Origin of the sequence: Streptomyces griseorubiginosus, from assembly GCF_001514195.1 — a bacterium.
GTDB classification, from domain to species: Bacteria; Actinomycetota; Actinomycetes; order Streptomycetales; family Streptomycetaceae; genus Streptomyces; species Streptomyces griseorubiginosus.
Map to the genome: position 1 here is coordinate 53,338 of NZ_KQ948737.1, position 20,134 is coordinate 73,471.

Annotated in this window: 19 protein-coding genes and 2 pseudogenes; 5 read left to right on the forward strand and 16 right to left on the reverse strand. The window is 70.8% G+C overall.

Features of this window, described 5'->3' with window-relative positions; translation table 11 throughout:
- Positions 1–16: 16 nt before the first annotated feature.
- The 8 genes and pseudogenes from AQJ54_RS18800 to AQJ54_RS18830 all read right to left on the reverse strand — a co-directional run bounded on the left by AQJ54_RS18800 (position 17) and on the right by AQJ54_RS18830 (position 7,990).
- Positions 17–703 carry a universal stress protein gene (locus AQJ54_RS18800; RefSeq protein WP_346265464.1) on the reverse strand — a complete coding sequence of 229 codons (687 nt, stop codon included), beginning with the start codon at positions 701–703 and terminating at the stop codon, positions 17–19.
- Between the two features lie 85 nt (positions 704–788).
- Positions 789–890: pseudogene (locus tag AQJ54_RS47595) on the reverse strand (universal stress protein); the annotation flags it as partial.
- A 111-nt stretch (positions 891–1,001) separates the two neighbouring features.
- Positions 1,002–3,386: a phosphoketolase family protein gene (locus tag AQJ54_RS18805; RefSeq protein WP_062238775.1), complete on the reverse strand. Its 2,385-nt coding sequence runs from the start codon at positions 3,384–3,386 to the stop codon at positions 1,002–1,004.
- Positions 3,387–3,513: 127 nt separating this feature from the next.
- Positions 3,514–4,344 (reverse strand): universal stress protein, encoded by an 831-nt coding sequence (locus AQJ54_RS18810; RefSeq protein WP_211278559.1) that lies wholly within the window; start codon positions 4,342–4,344, stop codon positions 3,514–3,516.
- Positions 4,345–4,516: 172 nt separating this feature from the next.
- Complete coding sequence (locus AQJ54_RS18815) at positions 4,517–4,957, reverse strand: pyridoxamine 5'-phosphate oxidase family protein (RefSeq protein WP_062238779.1); 441 nt, start codon at positions 4,955–4,957, stop codon at positions 4,517–4,519.
- A 118-nt stretch (positions 4,958–5,075) separates the two neighbouring features.
- Positions 5,076–5,774 (reverse strand): helix-turn-helix domain-containing protein, encoded by a 699-nt coding sequence (locus tag AQJ54_RS18820; RefSeq protein WP_062238782.1) that lies wholly within the window; start codon positions 5,772–5,774, stop codon positions 5,076–5,078.
- A 17-nt stretch (positions 5,775–5,791) separates the two neighbouring features.
- Positions 5,792–6,865 carry a zinc-dependent alcohol dehydrogenase family protein gene (locus AQJ54_RS18825; protein ID WP_062238784.1) on the reverse strand — a complete coding sequence of 358 codons (1,074 nt, stop codon included), beginning with the start codon at positions 6,863–6,865 and terminating at the stop codon, positions 5,792–5,794.
- Positions 6,866–6,991: 126 nt separating this feature from the next.
- A complete protein-coding gene (locus AQJ54_RS18830; RefSeq protein WP_062238786.1) occupies positions 6,992–7,990 on the reverse strand; it encodes an Acg family FMN-binding oxidoreductase in 999 nt (332 codons plus the stop codon).
- 662 nt (positions 7,991–8,652) lie between these two features.
- On the opposite strand from AQJ54_RS18830, the gene AQJ54_RS18835 reads away from it, so the two are divergent.
- Entirely contained in the window at positions 8,653–9,678 is a 1,026-nt protein-coding gene (locus AQJ54_RS18835; protein WP_062238788.1) for a 6-phosphofructokinase, read from the forward strand.
- A 402-nt stretch (positions 9,679–10,080) separates the two neighbouring features.
- Here the strand turns inward: AQJ54_RS18835 and AQJ54_RS18840 are convergent.
- The 6 genes and pseudogenes from AQJ54_RS18840 to AQJ54_RS18865 form a co-directional block, all read right to left on the reverse strand.
- Positions 10,081–10,335 (reverse strand): annotated as a pseudogene (locus AQJ54_RS18840) (universal stress protein); the annotation flags it as partial.
- A gap of 85 nt (positions 10,336–10,420) precedes the next feature.
- Positions 10,421–11,326: a universal stress protein gene (locus AQJ54_RS18845; protein ID WP_062240357.1), complete on the reverse strand. Its 906-nt coding sequence runs from the start codon at positions 11,324–11,326 to the stop codon at positions 10,421–10,423.
- Positions 11,327–11,490: 164 nt separating this feature from the next.
- Positions 11,491–12,114 (reverse strand): DoxX family membrane protein, encoded by a 624-nt coding sequence (locus AQJ54_RS18850; RefSeq protein ID WP_062240360.1) that lies wholly within the window; start codon positions 12,112–12,114, stop codon positions 11,491–11,493.
- A gap of 829 nt (positions 12,115–12,943) precedes the next feature.
- The gene (pflA, locus tag AQJ54_RS18855; RefSeq protein ID WP_062238793.1) at positions 12,944–13,675 is read right to left on the reverse strand and encodes a pyruvate formate-lyase-activating protein; all 732 of its coding nucleotides are present in this window, start codon (positions 13,673–13,675) and stop codon (positions 12,944–12,946) included.
- A 5-nt stretch (positions 13,676–13,680) separates the two neighbouring features.
- The gene (gene pflB, locus AQJ54_RS18860) at positions 13,681–15,939 is read right to left on the reverse strand and encodes a formate C-acetyltransferase (protein ID WP_062238795.1); all 2,259 of its coding nucleotides are present in this window, start codon (positions 15,937–15,939) and stop codon (positions 13,681–13,683) included.
- Between the two features lie 37 nt (positions 15,940–15,976).
- Positions 15,977–16,165, reverse strand: a complete 189-nt coding sequence (locus AQJ54_RS18865) for a hypothetical protein (RefSeq protein WP_062019296.1) — start codon at positions 16,163–16,165, stop codon at positions 15,977–15,979.
- A gap of 192 nt (positions 16,166–16,357) precedes the next feature.
- Here AQJ54_RS18865 and AQJ54_RS18870 point away from each other — a divergent pair, with 192 nt between their 5' ends.
- Together AQJ54_RS18870 and AQJ54_RS18875 are read left to right on the forward strand one after the other, a co-directional pair.
- A complete protein-coding gene (locus AQJ54_RS18870) occupies positions 16,358–16,822 on the forward strand; it encodes a cyclic nucleotide-binding domain-containing protein (RefSeq protein WP_062238797.1) in 465 nt (154 codons plus the stop codon).
- Between the two features lie 15 nt (positions 16,823–16,837).
- Positions 16,838–17,524 (forward strand): CBS domain-containing protein, encoded by a 687-nt coding sequence (locus AQJ54_RS18875; protein ID WP_062238799.1) that lies wholly within the window; start codon positions 16,838–16,840, stop codon positions 17,522–17,524.
- Between the two features lie 309 nt (positions 17,525–17,833).
- Here the strand turns inward: AQJ54_RS18875 and AQJ54_RS18880 are convergent, their stop codons facing one another.
- Both AQJ54_RS18880 and AQJ54_RS18885 read right to left on the reverse strand, forming a co-directional pair.
- Positions 17,834–18,508: a ribonuclease FAU-1 family protein gene (locus tag AQJ54_RS18880; protein WP_062238800.1), complete on the reverse strand. Its 675-nt coding sequence runs from the start codon at positions 18,506–18,508 to the stop codon at positions 17,834–17,836.
- A gap of 366 nt (positions 18,509–18,874) precedes the next feature.
- A complete protein-coding gene (locus AQJ54_RS18885; RefSeq protein ID WP_062238802.1) occupies positions 18,875–19,228 on the reverse strand; it encodes a hypothetical protein in 354 nt (117 codons plus the stop codon).
- A 144-nt stretch (positions 19,229–19,372) separates the two neighbouring features.
- On the opposite strand from AQJ54_RS18885, the gene AQJ54_RS18890 reads away from it, so the two are divergent.
- Together AQJ54_RS18890 and AQJ54_RS18895 are read left to right on the forward strand one after the other, a co-directional pair.
- A complete protein-coding gene (locus tag AQJ54_RS18890; protein ID WP_243659384.1) occupies positions 19,373–19,672 on the forward strand; it encodes a hypothetical protein in 300 nt (99 codons plus the stop codon).
- A complete protein-coding gene (locus AQJ54_RS18895; RefSeq protein ID WP_062019303.1) occupies positions 19,669–20,055 on the forward strand; it encodes a hypothetical protein in 387 nt (128 codons plus the stop codon). The genes AQJ54_RS18890 and AQJ54_RS18895 overlap by 4 nt, the downstream gene beginning before the upstream one ends.
- Positions 20,056–20,134 lie beyond the last annotated feature (79 nt).

Consider the following 20,134-nt stretch of genomic DNA (forward strand, 5'->3'; position numbering starts at 1 on the left):
GGGCGCGGGGAGCGGCTCAGTCGTGCGGCACGACCGCCACCGGCGGGACCGCCTCCCGCAGGACGTGGTGCGTCACCGGGCCGATGTGCGGGCCCAGCTGCGCGGAGCGGCGCCTGCGGCCCACGACGAGGAGCCCGGCGTCCCGCGAGGCGTCCACCAGATGCGATCCGGCGGTGCCGACCACAGCCTCCTCGGCCACCTCGCCCTGGGGGTACTTGTCCCGCCAGGGCCGTAGCGCTTCAGCGAGGATCTCGGCCCGGCGGCCCGGTTGTTCGTCGTCGGGGCCGGCGTCCTGAAGGGCGGAGGGGTTCCAGCCGTGGACGACTTTCAGAGCCGCCCGACGGCGTGCAGCGGTGTCGAAGGCGAAGTCCAGGACGGTTTCGGTCTGGCCGTCGCGCAGGTCGAGGCCGAGGACCACATCACGTTCCGCACCGTGCTGCCACGCGATTCCCGCCCCGTCCGGCCGTCGATCGGCCGCGGCCCGGACGAGGACGACCGGCCGCTCGGCCCGGGCCAGAACGGCCGAGGCCACGGAACCGAGCAGATGGCCGGTGGTACGGCCGAGCCCCCTCGATCCGAGGACCAGAGGGTCCGCCTCGCGGGCCGCACCGGTCAACGCGGCCGCCGGACTCCCGTCGAGCCGGTCCCACCTCAGACGCAGCCCGGGCCGGCGATGCGCGAGGACCGCCGCGACCTCGCGCAACGGCACGGTCCATGCCGGGAGTCTCCACGGGGTGACCCGCGAACGGTACGTAGTCGTGCAGCGGCTGGTCCCCGGCGTGCACGAGGCGCAGTGGGATCGCGCGCAACCATGCCTCGTCGGCGGCCCACTCCGCGGCAGCGAGGCTCTCGGGTGAACCGTCCAGACCGACGGTGACGGTGCGGCACATGGGGTCCTCCTCGAGTTCGTGCCTCCACTCTCCTCGGAGGTACGACGGTTGCAGAAGGGGCCACAGGTCCCGGCGGGGCCGCCGGACGGCCCCGCCGCCGATCGGTGCCGCTCAGCCGTCCCAGGTCCAGTCCGCGACCTCCGGCAGGTCGGTGCCGTGGGCGCGGATCCAGTCGTGGTGTCGCAGCCGGGTGTCCTCCATCTCCTGTCGTACGGCGGCGGCGCGCACGGCGAGCCCTGGTACGCGGTCGATGACGTCCATGACCAGCCGGTACCGGTCGAGGTCGTTGCCGACGACCATGTCGAACGGAGTCGTGGTCGTACCGATCTCCTTGTAGCCGCGTACGTGCAGGTGCGGGTGGCCCGCCCGCCGGTAGGCGAGGCGGTGGATCAGCCACGGGTAGCCGTGGTAGGCGAAGATCACCGGCTTGTCGCGGGTGAACAGCGCGTCGTACTCCGCGTCCGGCATGCCGTGCGGGTGCTCCTCCTGCGGCAGCAGCCGGGCCAGGTCGACGACGTTCACCACCCGGACGGTCAGGTCCGGCAGGTGCCGGCGCAGCAGCTGGGCGGCGGCGAGGACCTCCTGGGTGGGCACGTCGCCCGCGCAGCCGAGGACCACGTCGGGTTCCCGGCCGCTGCCTTCGGTACCGGCCCAGTCCCAGATCCCGGCGCCGCGTGCGCAGTGCACCCGGGCCTGCTCCATGGAGAGCCAGTCGAAGCAGGGCTGTTTGCCGGCGACCACGACGTTGACGTAGTCGCGGCTGCGCAGCACGTGGTCGGCGACGGACAGCAGGGTGTTGGTGTCCGGCGGCAGGTAGACCCGGACGGCTTCGGGGCTCTTGTTGAGGATGTGGTCGACGAAGCCGGGATCCTGGTGGGAGAAGCCGTTGTGGTCCTGGCGCCAGACGTGCGAGGTGAGCAGGTAGTTGAGGGAGGCGATGGGCGCGCGCCAGGGCAGCCTGCGGGTGGTGCGCAGCCACTTGATGTGCTGGTTGACCATCGAGTCGACGATGTGCACGAAGGCCTCGTAGCAGGAGAACAGTCCGTGCCTGCCGGTGAGCAGATAGCCCTCCAGCCAGCCCTGGCAGGTGTGTTCGGAGAGGATCTCCATCACCCGGCCGTGCCGTTCCAGGTGTTCGTCGACGGGCAGGGTCTGCGCCTGCCAGGCCTTGCCACTCGCGCCGTACACGGCCTGGAGCCGGTTGGATGCGGTCTCGTCCGGACCGACGATCCTGAAGTCGCGCCGCTCGCGCGTCATGCGCATGACGTACTCCAGCACATCGCCCAGGATCCGGGTGGGTTCGTGCATCGTCGCGCCTGGCTTGTCGACCTCGACGGCGTACGACTCCAGTTCGGGCAGAGGCAGTTCACGCACCAGCAGGCCGCCGTTGGCGTGCGGGCTCGCGCCGAGCCTGCGCTCGCCCTCGGGTACGCAGGAGAGGACCTGGGAGCGCGGGCTTCCCTGCTCGTCGAACAGCTCCTGCGGGCGGTAGGAGCGCAGCCACGCCTCCAGCTGCCGCAGATGCTCGGGGTTGTCCCGTACGGAGGACAGCGGGACCTGGTGGGCACGCCAGGTGCCCTCGACCGGGAGGCCGTCGACCTCGGCGGGGCCGGTCCAGCCCTTGGGGGTGCGCAGCACGATCACCGGCCAGTGGGCCCGTTCGGAGACCCCGTCCTCGCGAGCGCTGCTCTGGATCGCGTCGATGCGCTCCAGGGCGTGGTCCATGGCCGCGGCCATGGCCCGGTGCACGGCCATCGGGTCGTCACCGGTGACATGGATCGGCACGTGTCCGTAGCCGCGCAGCAGCTCGTCGAGTTCGGCCTCGGGCAACCGGGCGAGCACGGTCGGGTTGGCGATCTTGTAGCCGTTCAGGTGCAGGATGGGCAGGACCGCGCCGTCGTGGACGGGGTCGAGGAACTTGTTGGAGTGCCAGGAGGCGGCCAGCGGCCCGGTCTCCGCCTCCCCGTCGCCGATGACACAGGCGACCAGCAGGTCCGGGTTGTCCAGTGCGGCCCCGTAGGCGTGGGCCAGGGAGTAGCCCAGCTCGCCGCCCTCGTGGATCGATCCCGGGGTCTCCGGTGCCACATGGCTGGGCACCCCGCCGGGGAAGGAGAACTGTCGGAAGAGCCGCTCCATCCCGGCCCCGTCCCTGCTGACGTCGGGGTACGTCTCCGAGTAGCTGCCCTCCAGCCAGGAGTTGGCGAGCACGGCCGGCCCTCCGTGGCCCGGACCCCAGATGCACACGGCGTCCTGGCCACGGGCCTTGATGACACGGTTGAGGTGGGTGTGCACGAGGTTCAGCCCAGGTGAGGTGCCCCAGTGGCCGAGCAGCCTCGGTTTGACGTGCTCCGGGCGCAGGGGTTCCTCCAGCAGGGGGTTCGCCATGAGGTAGATCTGGCCGACGGACAGGTAGTTCGCGGCGCGCCAGTGGGCGTCCAGGGCTTTCAGCTCCTCGTCCGTGAGCTCGGCGGGCGCCTGCTGCGTGTCGACGGACATCGGGTTTCCCTTCCGTGGCGGATCTCGGGGTCGGACGTGCGCGCGGTGCGGCACAGAACCAGCTTCCGTCCGTCTGTGGGGCCCTCGACAGGGCCGTTCGGGCCACCCCTTGCGGCCCAGGTGCCCCCTATCGGGCCGGCACCACGACCACGGGGCAGTGCGAGCGATGCAGCAGGGCGTGTCCGACCGTGCCCAGCCGCGGCGTGCTGCCGTGGCCGTGTCGGCGGGCCCCGATCACGACCAGCCCGGCCTCCCGTGTCTTCTCCAGCAGGGCGTGCGCCGGATCGGTACGGACCGTCACGGTCGCGACGCCGACCCCGGCGTGGCGCTGACGCAGTTCGGCCACGTCGAAGCGTCCGACCGCCTCCTCGCCCGCCTCGCGCCGGGCCGCATCCCGCTGTGCGGGGCTCGTCCCGGGGAGCAGCGACGGCAGCTCGGGCGTTTCGTGCCGGTGGCTCCAGGCGTGCAGGACCGTGAGCCGGGCCCCGCGGCGCTCCGCCTCCTGGAAGGCGTAGGCGGCCGCGTCCGCGTCGGTGTCGCTCTCCAGGCCGAGCAGCACCTCGCGCCCGCCGTCGCATCGGTGATCGCCGCGGACGACCAGGAGGGGGCTGTGGGTGTGTCCGGCCAATCGCAGGCTCACCGATCCGAACAGCGTGCCGGTGACCCGCCCGAGCCCCCGGGTGCCGACGACGGTGAGGGCGGCGCCCTCGCTCTCCCGTACGAGCGCCGGTACCGCGGTGCCTTCGGCGGCGCCGGTCACGACCGGCAGCCCCGGATGGTGGTCGCGGATCCGGGCGGCAGCGGCGGCCAGCACCGGCCCCGCCTCGTCCTGATCGGCCACGGCGTAGAGGATGTGCAGGGTGGCTCCACGCCGCTCGGCCTCCTCGGCCGCCCAGTCCAGTGCTCGAACGGCGATCAGCGTGCCGTCCACTCCGACAACCACGCGCTGTCCAGTCATGTCCCGGCCCCTTCCGTGCACGTCCCTCCCCGGCGGTCGGTCCACCGGGCTCTCGCGACGATGCTCGTCCACGAGGGAGGAAACGGGCAGGGCCCGCGTGGGTCGGCGAGGGCGCCGTGCGGCCCTTTCGCTCCGGGACGTTCGGTCCCGCACGGGCCGCGGTGAGCTGTGCTCAGAAGGCGAGCCGGGTGCCGTACACGGAGCGTCCGCCGACGAGTTCACGGCCCGTGATCAGCTCGGGTGCGATCCGCACGAACACCTCCTCGGGCGAGGGTGCCCAGGAGCGTGGCCCGACCTGGAACAGCCGCGCGTGCTCGGTCGGATCGGTCACCACCGCGGCCCGGCCCGTGACGACGACGCTCCAGCCGGACTGTGCGGCCGCGTCGACCTCGTCCGTCTCGAAGGCGACGACCACGCCGTCGACCGCGCGGACCAGTTCCGACGCCGCTGCTGTCCGCAGGAGCACGCCACCGTCGTGGTCCAGGGAGAAGTTGACCGGCAGGACGGCGGGCAGGGCGTGGCGTGTGTGGACGATGCGGCCCACGGGGACCCTCGCCATCAGGCGCAGGCACTCCTGCCGGTCCAGTTCACGGAAGCCGTCGCTCGGATACATGGGCGGTCCAACCTTCGCCGCGGGGTGAGTCGTCCGCTCCAGCGTCTACCCGGCTCCTGCCGGAGCATGAGGGGCCATTGGTCCCTGCCCCCGCGCGGGACGGCCCTGCCCGGTCGGTTCACCCGCTCGGGGGACGCTCCCTGATCAGCCGGCCGGTGATCTCGACCGGGTCCAGGCGGACCCACAGGTCGCGCCGCCCGCCGGCCCAGGGTTCGCTGTACGCCCGCTCGGTCAGCCGCCGTACCTCGTCGGGCCGCGTCACCTCACGGGCCAGGCCGCGCACCAGCACGCTCCAGCCGTGCCGGAGCACCTCGTCCATGTGGTCGGCCTCGAAGGCGACCTGCTCGCCGGGGACCGTGCCCGGGAGGGAGTCCGGGGCGGTCCTGAAGACGATGACACGGTCGACGACGGAGTAGTTGACGGGAAGGATCGTCACGCCCTCCGCGGTGATCAGGCCGAGCCTGCCCACCCCGTGCGTCGACAGCCGCTCCCAGCACTCGTCCGTGCCGAGTTCCACCGATACCGCTGTTCTGCTCGCCCGGCCCCGCCCCGGCGGCAGATCGACGTCACCGCCGGTGAGGACCGTGACCCCGGTGTCCAGCGCGTCGGCGAGCCGCAGGAGGGTGCCGACGCCCGGGGCGGCGGCGGGGGCCTCCTCCAGGTAGCGGAGGTAGCCGGTGTCCATGCCGGCCCGGTCGGCCACTTCCTGCCGGGTCAGACCGAGCTCTCCACGCCTGCCGGCGAGGCGGCGGCCCAGGTCACTCGCACCCTGGCCGGTCGCGGGCTGCGCCGCACCGGCCGACGCGTGTTCACGCACGGCTCTCTCCTCCTCCGTCACGAGGCCGCGGGAACGGCGAGTGCGTCGTGTCGCGGCTCGCCCAGCACGACCTTGAGGGCGCCGGTCTCGGACGCGCGCCCGAAGACGTCGTACGCCTCCTCCATGCTGTCCAGCGGGAAGGTGTGGGTCACCATCGACGCGGTGGGCAGTCGGCCGGCTGCCGCCATCCGCAGCAGCGTGGGGGTCGACGAGGTGTCGACCAGCCCGGTCGTCATGGTCACGTTCTTGATCCACAGGTCTTCGAGATGCAGGGTGGCGGGCTTGCCGTGCACGCCGACGTTCGCCACGTGCCCGCCGGGACGCACCATCCGCGTGCACAGCTCGAAGCTCTCGGGGACGCCGACGGCCTCGATGACGACATCGGCGCCCAGGCCGTCGGTGAGGTCGGCGACCAGTTGGGCGGGGTCCTCACGCGCGGACACGACGACGTCGGCGCCGAGCCGCTTGGCGGCGTCCAGCCGGGAGTCGGCGAGGTCGACAGCGATGATCCGCTCGGGGGTGTAGAGCTGCGCGGTGCGGATCGCGGCCAGTCCGATGGGGCCGGCGCCGACGACGGCGACGGTGTCCCCGGGGCGCACGCCACCGTTGAGCACGCCCACCTCGTAGGCGGTCGGGTAGATGTCGGCGAACAGCACGGCGTCCTGCCCGCTCAGTCCGCCGGGCAGCCGGTGCACGGACAGGTCGGCGTACGGCACGCGCACGTACTCGGCCTGCGTGCCGTGGATCCGGTGGCCCAGGATCCAGCCTCCGCCGCCCAGGCACTGGCCGTACGTGCCCTGCCGGCAGAAGCGGCAGCGGCCGCAGGCGGTGATGCAGGAGACCAGGACCTCGTCTCCCGGCCGTACGGTGCGCACGTCGCTGCCGATCTCGACGATCTCGCCGACGGCCTCGTGGCCCAGAACCATGCCGGGCTCCACCTCGGGCACGTCGCCCTTGAGGATGTGGAGATCCGTCCCGCAGATGGTGACGTCCTTCACCCGTACGACGGCGTCGGTGGGCTCCTGGACGGCCGGGTCCGGAACCTCCTCCCAGGCGGACTGTCCGGGGCCGTGGAAGACGAAGCCCTTCATGACCGTTCCTCCTTCGCTCCGGGGCACCGGGAGTGCCCCACGGTTCCAGCGTGGGCCGAGTGACCGGCGTCCGCATGGGCCGTTCGGTCCCCACCGCACGACGGGACGGCACTGTCCCGCCCTTTCTCACCTGAGCGTCTCCGGGTCGCTCACCGCCTGCGGGGCCCGCCGCGGGGTGGCGGGGCCCTCGGGGCCGTAGCCGAGGCGGATCAGCATCTGGGCGTGCCCGGTGTGCTCCGGCACGGGGTTGAGTTCGGTCCGCAGGTCGGGCCACTCCATCGGCTGGTGCAGCAGGGAGGCGCGCACGCCGTGGGCCGTGGCGACCAGCAGTACGTGTTCGAGCGCTTGCCCGGTGCGCAGCCAGTCGGTGCGCCGGTCGTGTTCCGTCGTGAGCAGAGCGATCAGCGGGGCGGTTTCGAAGTCCTGGGCGGGCAGCCGTTCGGGGTGCCGCTGGGCGGTGAAGTCCCGCATCGGGATCTGCTCGCGCGCGTCCTGCAAACCGAGCGCCGTCCTCGGCAGGCCGATGTCCGTGGCCCCGGCCCCGTCCGGATGCAGCCAGCGGCGGCTCTCCGTGCCGCGGTCCGCGTCGGCGCGGTTGCGCTGCTCGGCCTCGGAGACCACTCGGAGCATACGAGCCGTCTCGGCAGGGGCGGGAAAGGCGACGAGAGCGCCCTCCATGTGCGCGGCCTCGGCGAGTTCGGCGCGGACCGGCGGCGGGACCTGACGGCCGGAGAAGGGCATACGGCTGCTGTGCCTGCGCCAGACCGCAGGGTAGAGGTCGGCGCGGAACGTGTCCGTGGTGCGGTGGACGGGAGCCGTCATGCGCAGCGTGGCCAGCAGGCCGGGGTCCTCGGGGCTGGGCAGCAGGCGTACGACGGGTGACCAGCCGAAGTGCAGCGCGGCGACGCGGAGGTTGAAGACGGATGCGCCCACCGAGATGTGCAGGGCGCGGCCGACGGGGTCGGCGTGGCGCAGGCTCCGTTCCGGGGCGGCCCGCACCTCCAGGGTGACGGTGTCGGGGTCGAGCCGGTAGCGCCAGGGCTGGCTGTTGAAGAACGAAGGCGCCGCCACGGCGGCCGACAGACAGGCCTCCAGGGTCGTGGCGTCGAGAGATGCGATGCGCATGATGCTCTCCTCCCGCACGAGCGACGGACAGGTCCCGTGCCTTCGAGGGTGGGGCGGTGGGACGGCGCGGTGAGGGGGTCGATGGTCCCTTGTCCGGGACCGACCGGGGTACGACCGGGGTACGGCCCGCGCACCCGGCACACCCGGTCGGCCGACCCCGGCGACCAGTTCCGGGCCGAACGGCCCAGCTCTGTGCGGGACTTGACCCATACGGTCCGTGCCGCGGCCGGGCAGCGGCTGTCACGTTCCTGGACAACGACAGTGGCGGTGAAGGCGGAGGCGCGAAGAGGAGGTGGCGATCATGAGGCGGATGCTGCAGACCAAGTGGGGCCGGTCGGCCCTGGCGGGCAAGTGGTCGGAGTGATGTGGTGGAGGTGGCGGGAAGGGCTCGCGGGCAGACGCGAGGAAGCGCCTTCGGGGCGCGCACCGCGCAATCAGGTTCCGCGAGAAGCGGATGGGCCCTTCCCACCCTGTCTGCCCGGTCTGGGACCGTGGACGCGTCACCTTGTGAGTGCCAGACCTCGGGGAAGTCGCTGCCGAAGGCGCGGGCGCTCATGATGGAGAGAGACACCTGGCTCCCCCGGACACACAGCGCCTGTCCGCCCCGCGACGCGCCGCGGTGTGGGCGAAGGCCCCCCTCCCGGGGAGAAGGGGAGGAAGTCATGAAGATCGCAGTACTGACCGGCGGCGGTGACTGCCCCGGTCTGAACGCCGTGATCCGCAGTGTCGTCCGCAAGGGGACCCAGGACTACGGTTTCACGTTCGTCGGACTGCGTGACGGCTGGCTCGGCGCCCTTCACGACAGTGTGCTGCCCCTGGGCATCGCCGAGGTACGCGGGATCCTGCCCCGTGGCGGAACCATCCTCGGTTCCTCCCGCACCAATCCCCTCAAGCATGATGACGCAGTGCGGCGCATCCGGGACACTCTGGACGCGCACCAGGTCGACGCGCTCATCGTGATCGGCGGCGAGGACACCCTCGGCGCAGCCACGGAGCTCAGTCGCCAGGGAATCAAACTGGTCGGCGTGCCCAAGACCATCGACAACGACGTGGCCGGCACCGACTACACCTTCGGCTTCGACACGGCCGTCGGTATCGCCACCGAGGCCATCGACCGGTTGCACACCACCGCCGAGTCGCACATGCGGACGCTGGTGGTGGAGGTGATGGGCCGGCACTCCGGGTGGATCGCCCTGCACGCGGGGGTCGCGGGCGGAGCCAACGTCATTCTCGTCCCGGAGCGGCCGTTCGACATCGATCAGGTCTGCGCCTGGGTGAAGAGCCGTTTCGAGATCAATTACGCGCCGATCGTCGTGGCCGCCGAGGGTGCTGTCCCCAAGGAAGGCCAGATGATCCTCAAGGACCGGTCCGTGGACGAGTACGGCCACGTACGCCTGTCGGGGATCGGTGAGTGGCTGGCCCAGGAGATCGAGGGGCGCACCGGAACAGAGGCCCGCACCACGGTTCTCGGCCACGTCCAGCGCGGCGGCACGCCCAGCGCCTTCGACCGGTGGCTGGCCACACGCTACGGACTGCACGCGGTCGACGCGGTCAAGGACGGCGACTTCGGCACGATGGTCGCCCTGCGCGGCACGGACATCGTCCGCATCCCCCTCGACGAGACCCGGGGCAGGACCAAAGTGGTGGACCCGTCGCTGTACGACGAGTTCGGAGTGTTCTTCGGCTGAGGTGTTCCCAGGGCCGTTCGGCGCCTGTCACGGGACCGAACGGCCCTGTCGCACGACCACGCCGCGCCGCACGGTGGGGCCATGAGCCGTGCGAACCTCGCGGAGGTGGAGCGATGGCCGACGTTCACAGCCTGCTGGGCGACGAGGCGAAGAACCTGCTGACGCACACCGCCCAGGGCATCCCCAAAGAGGACCTGCACCTTCCCGGGCCCGACTTCGTCGACCGGGTCCTGATCACGACCGACCGCTCGCCTGATGCTGGAAGGCCGGGCCTCCCAGACCCTGCCGGCCGCCGCGCAGCAGGCGGGACTGCTGGTCGTCGGACGTCGGATCCGCGTCGGCCGTCTCGGTGCGCACCGGGTCCGTCGCACACGCGGCGATCCATCACGCTCGTTGCCCGGTCAGTTCGGGGTGGCGGCTGCGGGCGCAGCGCGCGGCGGCTTCGACGATGTCGTCGGCCGACACCTCCTCGGGCGGCTTGCCCAGGTCCGCAGCGAGCGCGTCGCCCTCGTACCGCTCCCACAGCGACGCGTACACCAGCCGCAACGGCAGTCCGCGCAGGACGGCTTCGTCCGAGGCCCAGTCCACGGCACGCAGACTCGGCTCCGAGCCGTCGACCCCGACCACGACCGGAAGTTCCTTGGCTATCGCGCTCATCGCCCTGCTCCTCTCTCGAAGACGATCCGTGCCATGACCGGACCGCGCAGCACCTCGTCGATCGACTCGTTGACCGTGTCTCTCCTCACGGATGCGGGACCACCGCGACGGGGGCGGCGGAGTGGTGCAGGACCGCGTGGGTGACGGGACCGATGTGGGAGCCGAAAGGGCTGCGGCGGATCCGGCGGCCCACAACGACCAGGGAGGCGTCGCGTGAGGCGTCGGCGAGGTGGTTGCCGGCGGTGCCGTAGGAGGACTCCTCGGTGACCTCGACGTCCGGGTGCTTTTCCCGCCACGGGCGCAGGAGTTCGGCCAGGGCGACGGACTCGCGGCGGGCGAGCCTGTCGTGGAGATCGAGGTCCGCGGTGAGGCCGTAGGCGTAGTACGGGGGCGGGTTCCAGCCGTGCACGACTCGCAGCGACGTGGCACGCCGGGCCGCCGCCGCGAAGGCGAACTCGATCAGCTCCTCGTCAGGACTCTCGATGTCGAGGCCGACCACGACGGGCCGGAACGGGGCCGCAGAGGCCCGGGTACCGGCCGGGGCCGTCTCGTGCTCATCAGGGGCCTGCGCATCGGCGCGCACCAGGACGACGGGCCGTTCGGCGTGCGCCACGACGGCCAGCCCGACCGAGCCCACCAGAAAGCCTCCGAGGCCGCTCAGCCCGCGAGAGCCGAGGACCAGCACTTCGGCGTCCTTCGCCACGCTCGTCAGCATCTCGGCGGGCCGTCCGGACACCTGCTCCGTGCTCACGTCGAGACCCGGATGGCGTAGCCGGATGCCTTCGGCCGCTTCACGGGGTACGCGCTCGGTCCAGTGCTGCTGTGTCTCGGAGCCGAGGAGCGGCGCCTGTGCCATCGGATCCGGTACCGGCTCCCAGACCTGGACCAGCTTGAGCGGCAATCCGAGCAACTGTGCCTCGCGGGCCGCCCACTCGGACGCGGCTCGGCTCTCACGCGAGCCGTCCAGACCGACGGTGACGGTGCGGGTCATGTTGTCCACCTCCTGCATCGGGGGTCCCGATGCCAGCGTCGTCTTCGGATGAGGCCACTGGCAGGGGCCGCAGGTCCCTGCCAGTGGCCGACCGGCCCCCCTCATGCCGGTCTTCGGCGCGGCGGACCCGCTTCCCCTTGTGGGGTCCGCCACGCCTCCCGTGGTCAGCGCAGCCGGCGGTTGCGGCCGACGAACGGGAGCCTGGCCCAGAGCCTGCCGAGGCCGAGGGTGTCCCCGGCGCAGGCGGCGGCGAGGGCGATCAGGACGACGGCGTAGACGACGTGGTAGTCGACGAAGGGGTTCGTCGACATGCTCGGCGAGCCGTCCGACAGGTGCTTGGCCGGTGGCCACTCCGCGATCCACATCAGCGCCATCATCACGGCGCCCGCGAGGGCCGCGAACCGCAGCGCCACACCGGCCATCAGCGCGACACCGATGCCGAGCAGACCGAGCATGAACAGCCAGTCGGCCCATGCATCACCGGCCCAGGAGTGGAACGTGGCCTTCATCGGCCCGGCGGCCACCGAGCCGAGGAAGCCCTTGGTGGGCGAGCCGCCGTCGATCCAGCCGTTGCCCGCCTGGGTGGCGTAACCGAACCCGAAGGTCTTGTCGAGGAATGCCCACAGAAAGACGAACCCGGTCAGCAGCCGCAGAGAAGCGAAGGCGTAGGCCCGTGCGGTGTGCGCGAGGGGCTCTGCCGACTCGGCGGAGGCAGAGGCACTGCGGTTCCTGCGGAAGGACGGCAGGTGGAAGCCCGAACTCCGGTGCGGGTGCTCGTGGACAGCCATGGCGGTGATCCCTTCGAAGGGCCTCGATCCGTGCTTGACGTCCCCCACTCTCCCGGCGTGCGATCGGGGCCGACGGATGCCGAAGGTCTGTGCCTACTGGGCTGAACGGCCCTATTCGAAGGGCCACTTGGGATGGAGTCCCGCCGGGGTCGCGTGGAGCACGCGCTCGCGAGCACACCGATGGATCATGGGCGGACCAAGGAAACGGCTCAGTGAACCCCAAACGGACAGCCCCGGCCGGCGCAGTTCGGTGCCCGCGGGCCTCCCGTTATGGCGCCGCCTCGTGCCCGGAGCCGTGACGCTCTTCGGCCACCGGCGCGCCTGCTTGCAGAGGGACCTGCAGACCGCGGTCACCGTGGCCGCGTCTTCGTGCCACAGGTCACGGTGTACGCGGGTGTCGCAGGCCTGCCACTGGTCGCCGGGCTGTGAGCGATCCTGCCCGCCCTCGCCCTGTGCGCGCTGCTGCGCTCCTCACGTCCGTCATCGGTCCACCCCGACTCCGCGGTCACGGTCGGCCCCCTGGGCCTGGCAGTACGGCTGGTGCGGCTGGGGCTTTCCTCGCGGACCTGCTCTCGCGGCCGCATTCCCCAAGCTCACCGGGGCGACACGATCGGCGTCGCCTTCTTTTCCCACCGGCCATCCGCTACGCCGTACCGGTCGCTGTCGGCCCGCACGTGGCACGGCTGCTGAGCCGGTGGCCGGAGGTGTCCAGGAGCTCCCGTTCCACTCGGGCAAGGGCGAACACGATCCCACGGTGGCCGAGTTCGAGGCCGGAGCGCGTCGACCGCGTGGCGTACCTGATCTTGAGGGACCGGGCTCCCCCACCTCTTCAGTGAGCCACCAAGCCGTACGCACGGAACGCTTCCCGTACCCGCTCGACCGACTCCCGCGTCGGGCTCGGAGTGTCGCGCAGTGGGAACGGGATGCCGAGGGCCTCGTACTTCGCGGCACCGAGCTTGTGGAACGGCAGGATGTCCACCCGATCGACAGAGCCGAGCTCCGCGAGGAACGCGGCAAGCCCTGCGACGCCTTCCGGGTCGTCCGTCCAACCCGGCACCAGGACGTAGCGGATCCACGTCGCAACGCCGAGCCGGTTCAGACGGGTGGCGAAGTTCAAGGTGGGCGCCAGCTCGCCGCCGGTCAGGCGACGGTAGGCCGGGACGTCGAAGGACTTGATGTCCAGGAGCACCAGGTCGGTGTCGGCCAGCAGCCCGTCGGTGGCGCGCGTGCCGAGGAAGCCGGAGGTGTCGAGGGCGGTGTGCAGCCCGACGTCCTTGCAGCGGCGCAGGATCTCCCCCGTGAAAGTGTGCTGCAGCAACGGCTCACCGCCCGTGACGGTCACGCCGCCGCCCGACGCGGTGACGAAGGCCCGGTACCTCTCGATCTCCGCCATCACCTCGTCGACGCTCGTCTCCTTGCCGTCACGCATGTGCCAGGTGTCCGGGTTGGCGCAGTACAGGCAGCGCAGTGGGCAGCCGGACACGAAGAGGACGAACCGGGTCCCGGGGCCGTCCACGCCGGTGGACAGGTCCCAGGAGTGGATCCGGCCGGTGGTCGCCATCGGGCTCACAGTGATCCGTGGAAGGTACGGCTGATCACGTCGAGCTGCTGTTCCCGCGTCAGCCGGACGAAGTTGACTGCGTATCCGGACACGCGGATGGTCAGCTCCGGGTACTTCTGCGGGTGCTCCATCGCGTCTTCCAGCGTGGCCCGGTCCAGCACGTTGACGTTCATGTGGAAGCCCCCGACCGTCATGTATGCGTCGAGGATGCCGACCAGGTGCCCGGCGCGCTCGGCCGGATGATGGCCCAGCCCCTCGGGTGTGATGGTCGTGGTCAGCGAGATGCCGTCCCGGGCCTGCTCGTACGGCAGTTTGGCCACCGACAGGGCCGAGGCGGCGACCCCGTGCCGGTCACGTCCGTTCATCGGGTTGGCCCCGGGCGCGAAGGGCTGTCCGGACCGGCGGCCGTCGGGAGTGTTTCCGGTGTGCTTGCCGTAGACGACGTTCGAGGTGATCGTCAGGACGGACTGGGTGTGCTCGGCGTTGCGGTAGGTGGGATGCCTGCGCACCTTCGCCATGAACGACTCCACCAGTGCCACGGCGATGCTGTCGGCGCGGTCGTCGTTGTTGCCGTACGCCGGGAAGTCTCCCTCGGTGCGGAAGTCGACGGCGAGTCCGGTGGCATCACGGAACACCTTCACACGCGCGTACTTGACGGCGGACAGGCTGTCGGCCGCGACCGAGAGGCCGGCGATGCCACAGGCCATGAAGCGGTGCACGGGGTGGTCGTGAAGGGCCATCTCGAGGCGCTCGTAGGCGTACTTGTCGTGCATGTAGTGAATGACGTTCAGCGCATCCACGTACGTCTCCGCCAGCCAGTCCAGGACGCGGTCGTACGCCGTGGAGAGCGCCTCGTAGTCCAGGTACTCCCCCGTGAGCGGGGGTGCCGGGGGCGCGATCTGCTCGCCCGTCATCTCGTCCCGGCCGCCGTTGACGGCGTACAGCAGCGCCTTGGCCAGGTTCACCCGCGCTCCGAAGAACTGCATCTGCCGGCCCACCGCCATCGCGGAGACGCAGCAGGCGATCGCGGTGTCGTCACCGGTCCGCGGGCGCACCAGGTCGTCGGACTCGTACTGGACGGCGCTGGTGTCGATCGAGACCTGGGCGCAGAACTCCTTGAAGCCTGCGGGCAGTCGTGGCGACCACAGCACGGTGAGGTTGGGTTCCGGCGCCGGGCCCAGGTTGTACAGGGTCTGGAGAAAGCGGAAGGAGGTGCGGGTGACCAGCGTGCGGCCGTCCTCACCCATGCCGCCGATGGACTCCGTCACCCACGTCGGATCGCCGGAGAACAGGTCGTCGTACTCGGGAGTGCGCAGGAACCGTACGATCCGCAGTTTGATCACGAAGTCGTCGATCAGTTCCTGGGCGCGGGTCTCGTCGATGGTCCCGCACGCCAGGTCGCGCTGGAGGTAGATGTCGAGGAACGTGGACGTACGCCCCAGGGACATCGCGGCGCCGTTCTGCTCCTTCACCGCCGCGAGGTAGCCCAGGTAGAGCCACTGCACGGCCTCGTGGGCGGTGGCGGCGGGCCGGCTGACGTCACATCCGTACGAGGCGGCCATCTCTGCGAGCTCGGCCAGCGCCCTTGTCTGCTCGGCGAGTTCTTCCCGGTCGCGGATGACGTCGGCGGTGGAGGGGCGTGCGTCCAGCAGGGCGCGTTCGGCTCGCTTGGCCTCGATGAGGCGGTCCGTGCCGTACAGGGCCACGCGCCGGTAGTCGCCGATGATCCTGCCCCGGCCGTACGCGTCGGGCAGGCCGGTGATGATGCCCGCCCTGCGGGCGGCACGCATCTGCGGGGTGTAGGCGTCGAAGACACCGTCGTTGTGGGTCTTGCGGTAGGTGCCGAAGACCCGTGTCACGAACGGGTCGGGCTCGTAGCCGTACGCCTTCAGCCCGTTCTCGACCATCCGCAGCCCGCCGTTCGGCATGATCGCGCGCTTGAGCGGGGCGTCGGTCTGGAGGCCGACGATCAGTTCGCGGTCGCGGTCTATGTAGCCGGGGGCGTGCGAGGTGATCGTGGAGGGGGTGGCGGTGTCGACGTCCAGGACGCCCCGCCTCCGTTCCTCCGGAAACAGCGCGCTGACCTTCCTCCACACCTCGCGGGTACGGTCGGTGGCACCGGTCAGGAACGAGTCGTCGCCTTCGTACGGCGTGTAGTTGGCCTGGATGAAGTCGCGCACGTCGACGCGCTCGCGCCAGCGGGGCCCGGCGAACCCACGCCAGGCCCCGTCCACCTGCACGCCTGTTGTCACGGTGGCGGTCATCGCCGTTCCTTTCTCGTTCTGCGCGTCGGCGCAGGGCTCAGTGGTGCGCCAGGTGCGGTTCGAAACCGTCAGCGGTCGCCCTTCGGTGCCCGGTGGACCGCCCGTGCCGTGCCATCCGCACGATCAGCGCGTCGAGCAGGGCGCTCACCACCACGGTCGCGGCGGCGAAGATCACCAGCAGCACGGTGAACAGCCTCCAGAAGTCGGGAGTCAGTGAGGTACCCACAGAGCTCACCCCCCGTCGGGCGGGTCGTCTCACCTCTTCATGCAACAGCGGTGGCGGCCGTGCCGCAGGGTGCCGAAGGTCGTCACGGCACCGCCGAGTGGTCCATCCGATGGACCGAGTGGCCCATGCGCCGACGCCGAAGGCGGGCACAGGCTGGTAGTGGCAGGTTCCACACCCGTCAGGAGGCACGCCATGATCCCCACGTCCACTCCCAGCATGCTGCGTGCCCTGCCTCCCGAGCACCAGGAGCGTCTGATGCGCTACGCCCGCGAGGTGTCCTTTCCGGAAGGGGCGCGACTGTTCGAGGAAGGCGGCCGGGCCGACCGGTTCTGGATCATCCGTACGGGCACCGTCGAACTCGACATGCGTGTGCCCGGGCGCAGGCCGGCCGTCATCGAGACGTTGCGGCACAACGAACTCGTCGGGTGGTCGTGGCTGTTCGCCCCGCACACCTATCACCTGGGCGCCGAGGCCACGACCCCGGTGCGGGCGTACGAGTTCGACGCCACGGCCGTCCGTCTGATGTGCCAGGAGGATCCGGCTCTGGGCAGCGCCGTGGCTCGGTGGGTCGGTGACGTCCTGGCCCACCGCCTTCGCTCCGCCCGGACCCGACTCCTGGACCTCTATGCCCCTTACGGCTCCGGCAACCGCATCTGAACGCGAGGAGTGATCATGCACGGCAGCCCGCACATCGTCAGCGACGTCATGACCCACACCGTCGCCTCCCTCGACCGTGACGCCCCCTTCAAAGAGATCGTGCGGCTGATGCAGGAGTGGAAGGTGAGTGCCCTGCCCGTCGTCGAGGGCGAGGGCACGGTCGTCGGCATCGTCTCCGAGGCCGACCTGCTGCCCAAGGAGGAGTTCCGCGACAACGACCCTGACCGGTACACCCAGCTGCGCCGCCTGGCCGACCTGGCCAAGGCCGGCGCCGTCACCGCGGCTGAGCTGATGACGTCCCCGGCCCTCACCGTGCGCCCGAACGCAACCCTCGCCCAGGCCGCCCGCACCATGGCCCACGCCAGGGTCAAGCGGCTGCCCGTGGTCGACGAGCAGGGCATGCTGGAGGGCATCGTGAGCAGGGCCGACCTGCTCAAGGTGTTCCTGCGCGACGACGAGGAGATCGCCGAGGAGGTGCGCCGCGAGGTGGTGGCCTACCTGTTCCCCGCCCCTTCGTCGGCGATCCGCGTCGAGGTGCACGAAGGAGCCGTCAAGCTCGTCGGACGAGTCCGCGACACGTCTCTGATCCCCGTGGCCGCCCGCCTGGTGCGCGCAGTCGAGGGCGTGGTGGACGTGGACTTCGAACCGGAGGGGCAGGAGACCGCCGGCGCCTCCTCCAACGTGAGGCCCTCTCTGCACTGACATCCGGCAGTTGGGGGCTCGGGGCTGATCTTCAGCGGCCTGGGCAGTCCATGGCCAGAGGGGATGCCAAGCCATCCAACGGCGCAGCTCCTATCAGGTGGACCAGGAAATCCGTTCCACCAAGGAGCACTTGATGACGCGCACGCGTCTGCCGGCCAAAACCGCCGGTAAGCACACCGCGGCCCCCCAGACAGGGAAAATAGGTGAGGCACGGGGACACCGTCCCCCACACCCTCCACGACAGCCCCGGCCTGTCAGGCATTGCCCTGTTCCAGCTTGCTGACCTCGTGGCGGGAGTCAGCCAACGGTTCAGCCGCCCGCCGGTGCAACCCTCTGTCCGGTCACCCCGGATCGTGGAAGTGTCGGCGCGGGCCAGGCCGGGTTCCACCGCCAGGCCGACCACCAGGCGGTGTCCGCGAACGGACCGCAGCGTTCCTGGATCATCATGAGGGCCTGGTCGCGGGCAGCGGCCACCGCCCGGTGCTCGATGTCGGTGACGATGCCGAGCCGCCGGACGTGCGCGTACTCGTCTTCGTCCTTCCACTGCCAGCGGGTCAGGTCGGCGTCGACGACGAGGTCCACGGTCAGGTCGAAGGTGTCGAACCCATCGCCGGTCCGAACGGTGGGGCGCTCGAAGTTCACGTACCAGTTCCGCAGCCCGTCGGCGGTGTAGAAGGCGTTGACGCTGAACCACGTCTCTGGCGGCTTCCACAGCAGCAGCTCGGTCTCCTGCCACACCGCGGCCGCCAGCTCCCACACACCGCTGGCCATCACGTCGAACGCCTCGGTACGCACCGCACGGTCACCCTCGTCACGAGCCTTGAGGTACAGGGCGGGCCACCGCGTCTCGGCTCCCGGCGGACAGGCCGCCACCAAGGCCTCGCCCGTGTCGGCAACGACGCGCAGGGCATGTTCGCTCCACACCCGGCCGGGGCTGTGCACATCGCGCCGGACGACCGTCTGTCCCGTCTCGAAGCTGCGCACCCATCCTCCTTCGTTACGGCCGGACTGTTCATGCTGCGGGGGCAGCCAGGCACCCACAAGACGGCCTGTGATGACGCTGGAACCGGGCAGAGCTACGCGTCGGCCGACTCGCTTCGCCTCTCAACCAACGAGTAGGGAGCGACAACGAACGCTCGCAGGTGATGTCCGGGAACTGGATGCTCCTGCCAGGTGTGGGCGCTCCGAATGCACGCTCGCGGGCTCCTGGGCGGAGGCTGCGTAGACGTTGGTCACCGCAGACCAGGCCAATGGCCATGCGGATGGATCCGTCGCCGTGGCGCCCTGCTCGCTCCGCACGTCCTACGACACGTCTGCGCGGCGCCCTGTTCGCTGCCGTGCCGGATCGGTTCAGTCGCGGCGCACGCTCACCCCGCCGATCAGGCCCCACGCGTCGATGCGGACCGTCGGGCCGCCGGGCTCGGTGGGGCCCTCGTCCTGCACGCCGCCGAGGCGGATGCCGTGGACCTCGACGCGCACGTCGGGGCGGACCTTGAGGCTGACGCCGCCGATCAGGCTCAGCTTGGTGATGCGCAGCTCGGCGCCGTCGGGGATGTCGACGTCGGTGAGGTCGATGTCAGCGCCGCCGATCAGGGAGGCGGTGAGGGTGCGCTCGCTCAGGCTCTCGCCCTTGAGGCGGTGGCCGCCGATGAGGCTCACCTTGATGTCGGTCTTGTCCGGGTGATCGCCACTGGTCTTCGTCATGGGCATGAAAGTAGCGGCGGAGGGATTCGTTCCCCCAGTGTCCGTCGTCCACCGATGGGGATGACAGATGTCACCGTCCCATGGACAACGGCCATTCCAGGTCCGGGCTGGTCGCCCGATGGTACCGGCGATACCATCGGTACCATGCCTCAGCCCAAAGCGATGAACCTCCGTTTCCCTGACCCGGCCCAGCGCGCCGCGATCGAGGCCGCAGCGCGGCAGGAGGGTGTCAGCCTGCAGGAGTACATCCTGTCCGCCGCCTACGCCCGGGCCACCGCCGTGGAGACGCACTTCCTCGACGCCTTCAGCAGGTCGATGGCCCGTAGCGGTGACGCCTTCGCCGAAGCGGCCGACGCGGCCGTTGCCGACGGGGAGCGTCGTACAGCGGAGCTCGCCGCACGGCATGATCTTGAGGAGCAGCACGAGCGGGGTCACGCCGCGTGACACAGCACGAGCCGCCGCACCCTCTCGACGTGGCTTTCCTGCTGCATGCTGCCGAGTTGCTGCCGGGTGACCCGCAGGTGGACGACTACGGTCCCCTGTACGCGGCTGTCGCCCGGGTCAATGCCCGGGCCATGGAGCGCAACGTCTACGGATCCTTGTATCTGAAGGCGGCGGCACTGATGCAGACCCTGCTCCGGCTGCCCTGTCTGGAGCACTCCAACGAGGCGTTCGCCTGGCACTGCACTGAGGCCTACCTCGCGCTGAACGGGTGCCGTCTGGAGTATCCGCCGAAAGAAGCGGTCGCCCTGGTGCGGGACGCGGCTTCCGGCGCGACGGGAGTGGGCCTGATCGGCCGTCAGTTGCGTGCGTGGAGCGTTGCCTGATCTTCCGGTGTCCTGGACCTGCGTTTCGGTACTCGCCGTTTCCTCCACTGCCCGGGGAGTGAACGGCGGCCCGGGGGCC

Bases quoted from the DNA above. Each gene is read 5' to 3' on its own strand.
- AQJ54_RS18805 (WP_062238775.1), bottom strand. From the start codon at position 3,386: ATGTCCGTCGACACGCAGCAGGCGCCCGCCGAGCTCACGGACGAGGAG.
- AQJ54_RS18810 (WP_211278559.1), bottom strand. From the start codon at position 4,344: ATGACTGGACAGCGCGTGGTTGTCGGAGTGGACGGCACGCTGATCGCC.
- AQJ54_RS18815 (WP_062238779.1), bottom strand. From the start codon at position 4,957: ATGTATCCGAGCGACGGCTTCCGTGAACTGGACCGGCAGGAGTGCCTG.
- AQJ54_RS18825 (WP_062238784.1), bottom strand. From the start codon at position 6,865: ATGAAGGGCTTCGTCTTCCACGGCCCCGGACAGTCCGCCTGGGAGGAG.
- AQJ54_RS18830 (WP_062238786.1), bottom strand. From the start codon at position 7,990: ATGCGCATCGCATCTCTCGACGCCACGACCCTGGAGGCCTGTCTGTCG.
- AQJ54_RS18835 (WP_062238788.1), top strand. From the start codon at position 8,653: ATGAAGATCGCAGTACTGACCGGCGGCGGTGACTGCCCCGGTCTGAAC.
- AQJ54_RS18845 (WP_062240357.1), bottom strand. From the start codon at position 11,326: ATGACCCGCACCGTCACCGTCGGTCTGGACGGCTCGCGTGAGAGCCGA.
- AQJ54_RS18850 (WP_062240360.1), bottom strand. From the start codon at position 12,114: ATGGCTGTCCACGAGCACCCGCACCGGAGTTCGGGCTTCCACCTGCCG.
- pflA (WP_062238793.1), bottom strand. From the start codon at position 13,675: ATGGCGACCACCGGCCGGATCCACTCCTGGGACCTGTCCACCGGCGTG.
- pflB (WP_062238795.1), bottom strand. From the start codon at position 15,939: ATGACCGCCACCGTGACAACAGGCGTGCAGGTGGACGGGGCCTGGCGT.
- AQJ54_RS18870 (WP_062238797.1), top strand. From the start codon at position 16,358: ATGATCCCCACGTCCACTCCCAGCATGCTGCGTGCCCTGCCTCCCGAG.
- AQJ54_RS18875 (WP_062238799.1), top strand. From the start codon at position 16,838: ATGCACGGCAGCCCGCACATCGTCAGCGACGTCATGACCCACACCGTC.
- AQJ54_RS18885 (WP_062238802.1), bottom strand. From the start codon at position 19,228: ATGACGAAGACCAGTGGCGATCACCCGGACAAGACCGACATCAAGGTG.
- AQJ54_RS18890 (WP_243659384.1), top strand. From the start codon at position 19,373: ATGCCTCAGCCCAAAGCGATGAACCTCCGTTTCCCTGACCCGGCCCAG.